The 2,660-nt window shown below is 62.1% G+C and carries 3 protein-coding genes; 1 reads left to right on the top strand and 2 read right to left on the bottom strand.

Annotated elements, in window-relative coordinates; all coding sequences use genetic code 11:
* Positions 1–418, top strand: a 418-nt coding sequence (locus QZY48_RS21900; protein ID WP_295435133.1) for a hypothetical protein, incomplete at its 5' end; no start/stop codon positions are given.
* Between the two features lie 152 nt (positions 419–570).
* Here QZY48_RS21900 and QZY48_RS21895 read toward each other — a convergent pair.
* On the bottom strand, positions 571–1,170 hold the full coding sequence (locus QZY48_RS21895) for a hypothetical protein (protein ID WP_295435131.1): 600 nt from the start codon (positions 1,168–1,170) through the stop codon (positions 571–573).
* Positions 1,167–2,522, bottom strand: coding sequence for an H-NS histone family protein (locus QZY48_RS21890; RefSeq protein ID WP_295435130.1), 1,356 nt, complete (start codon positions 2,520–2,522; stop codon positions 1,167–1,169). The genes QZY48_RS21895 and QZY48_RS21890 overlap by 4 nt, the downstream gene beginning before the upstream one ends.
* Positions 2,523–2,660 lie beyond the last annotated feature (138 nt).

Below are 2,660 nucleotides of genomic sequence, written 5' to 3'. Positions count from 1 at the left end.
GCGCGCCGCCATGCGCGAGACCCACTGGAAGGAGATGCGCGCCCGCGCCGCGGTGCGCGGCGTCGAACTGCCGGAGACCCCGCCCTGGGTCGCGGCCGAGCAGCGCCGCAAGGAGGCCCACGAGCAGTTCGAGAAGTATCGCAAGACCGTCGAGGCCCTGACCCCCGAGCAACTGGAAGCCGTCCGGGCCATGTTCGGCGCCGGCGGCCCACAGATGCAGGACCCCGACTGGTCGATGCCCCCGATGCCGCCGATGCCCCCGCAGCGGCCCATGCGCGGCGGCTACGGCTATGGCCCCCAGGGCGGCTATCCGGGCTATGGCCCCGGCCCCTACCAGGGCGGCCCTGGACCCATGCCGATGCCCTATGACGAGGGCGCCATGGAGCAGGCGGCACCGCCGGCACCGGCTCAACCCTAGACACCCCTCGCGCGCCTCGGACCCCGGCGCTGCCGGGGTCTGAGGCGAAATAGCACCCGAAGTGCTCAAGCGGCGATGGGCCATCGCCAGGCCCGCCGAGGTCTCAATGTTGTCCGCCAAAGAGTTCGTCGATGCCCGGCTCTATCCCACGGTCATCTCGAAATCCGGATAGGCGCGTCTGCGCCTTCCTGGCCGGCCCGACGGAACCCGGCGTTCGCGGGCCGGAGAGACTCCCGAATGAAGTCGATGAGGTCGGCGACCAGCCGGTCGCAGCGCAGGCGGGCCAGATCGCTTTCGCTGAGGCGGGAGAGGAGATCCGCCACGCTCGCTAGTCCTGCTGGACGGATGAGACGCGCGAGCGTTTCCTTGGGTCGGAACCTGGCGGTTATTCTGTCGGTTTCGCTCAAACTCGCCCCGATGATCCGTTCCAGGACCTCCGGTGCCGAGAACAGGATCGCCTCGGTTTCGGGAATTGCCAGTGCGACCAGATACGGAGTCGCCCCGGCGGCCGAGCGCAGCAAATCGTTTAGCATCGTCTTCTGCTCGTTTGCCAGGGCATCGCTGGTGGTATCGGAGTCGACCACCAGTGCAGTCGGTGTCTGACGCGCACCCAATATTGTCCTGCTTAGAGAAACGGCGGACGACCTGCCGTCGGCCGCCACCACGGCAATTCCATCGCTGAACTCGGCTGGGATGAGTCGGCGGATCAGATCCGCGTCCGCTTCGCCTTCCACAACGATGTACGCATTCATGGGAGTTTCTCGTTACGCAGTTGATTGCGCAGCTTCGCGATGGGTTCGACGCCCGGAACTTTGGAATTGAGTAGTTCGTTGAGCAACTTCCCAGATCTCACTGCATCCTTAACCCACTTCGGCTGGCGGCCGCGGCCGCTCCAGGTGTTGCCTGCGTCGTCAGCATATTTTGGTGTGGCAGCATCGGTAACGGCTTCACTCGAACTCCTGGCAGAACGGAAGTCCTCCTTAGGCGTGGCATCAATGCCAATCACACGCAGGTATACGGAGTTGTCGGTTTTCTCCTTTTCTCGAGCCTTACTCTTCAGGATGCCAAGGAGTTCATCAAACCCGATACGCTTGTCGTCCGGCCCGACCCACTCACGCTGTTTCTGGAGCACGACAACGAAGAAGCCTATCTTTGAATTCGGCGCCCTCATGTATTGCCCCGCGAGCTGCTTCTCCAATGCCTCAATGAGGTCCCCCAGGGTCCATCTGAGCGACATCTTGAGTTCGACAGTTGCCCGTAGCGAGCCGGTCTGGCATAGCACATCGCGGCGAGTCCCCTCTGGGAGGATGGGCTCGAGCGTCACCACGTAGCGGCTGCCCGCTGCGTGGTTGAGCTCACTGCCCAGTAGCGCCTGGAAGTCCTCTTCGAGCGCGAGCCCGTCGTTGGCGGTCTTGATGTGGTTGAAGTTCAGCGAGTTGAAGAAGCGCCGCAGGCTGAAGTCTCCTGTCTCAATCTGGCTCTTCACGGCGAGCAAGTCCGTTTCCACGGCCATTGCGAAGGACATATAATCGGAAACGCGCGGAGCGAAGCTTCTCTCGAACTCGGGGTAGTCGGCTTGCGCAACGGGCTTCTTGGCGTATTGCTCCTCGCGCATCATGAACTGCACGTGGCGCAGATATTTGGCGTTAGGGGCAGCAGCTCGCTGTCGAAGCTCATCAAGGACTTCGTAGGCGTGCTCGGATTTGGCGTGCGAGATGGCCGGAATCAAGGCATCGCGCAGGCCTTGGGCGTGGTCTCGGTCACCCGGTGAATAAACGCGGCCGTCCTCGCGCTTAATGTCGTCTTCCTCCCTGACCACCGAATGCACCCACTCGTAGAGGATCTTGAGGGTGTTGAGGCCAATGCTGCCCTTCTCAGCTACCTGCTTGAGGCGCGCGCCACAGTCTTCCCCAAGATGCGCCGCCAGCGTAAACATAAAGGCATCCGCCGCGCATGGGTTTTCTAGTCGCCATACATCCCACCGTTGCCTAAAGGTGCCTGGGTAGGTCCACAACCAGAAGCAACCCCAGACAGCGGCGTTGGAGCGTCGGCGTTTCAGTTCGTGAACACGTTTCTCGATCTCCTGCCGCGCCTTCTGGGCCACGGTGTTTAGTGACAATTATCTTGACCGGTCAGTGACAACTATCTTGGCCGGTCAGAGGTAAGCTGCCGGACATTTTTTTGCCGCGGGAAGGCGCGCAGATGTCGGGTAAACGCATCACTAGACAGCAGGTTGGGTTGT

This window comes from uncultured Thiodictyon sp. (genome assembly GCF_903828115.1).
Taxonomy (GTDB): Bacteria; Pseudomonadota; Gammaproteobacteria; order Chromatiales; family Chromatiaceae; genus Thiodictyon.
This window is presented reverse-complemented; position numbering and strand designations above follow the sequence as displayed.

What these genes read in the sequence shown, in the direction of transcription:
- QZY48_RS21895 (WP_295435131.1), bottom strand. Translation starts at nt 1,170, where the DNA reads ATGAATGCGTACATCGTTGTGGAAGGCGAAGCGGACGCGGATCTGATC.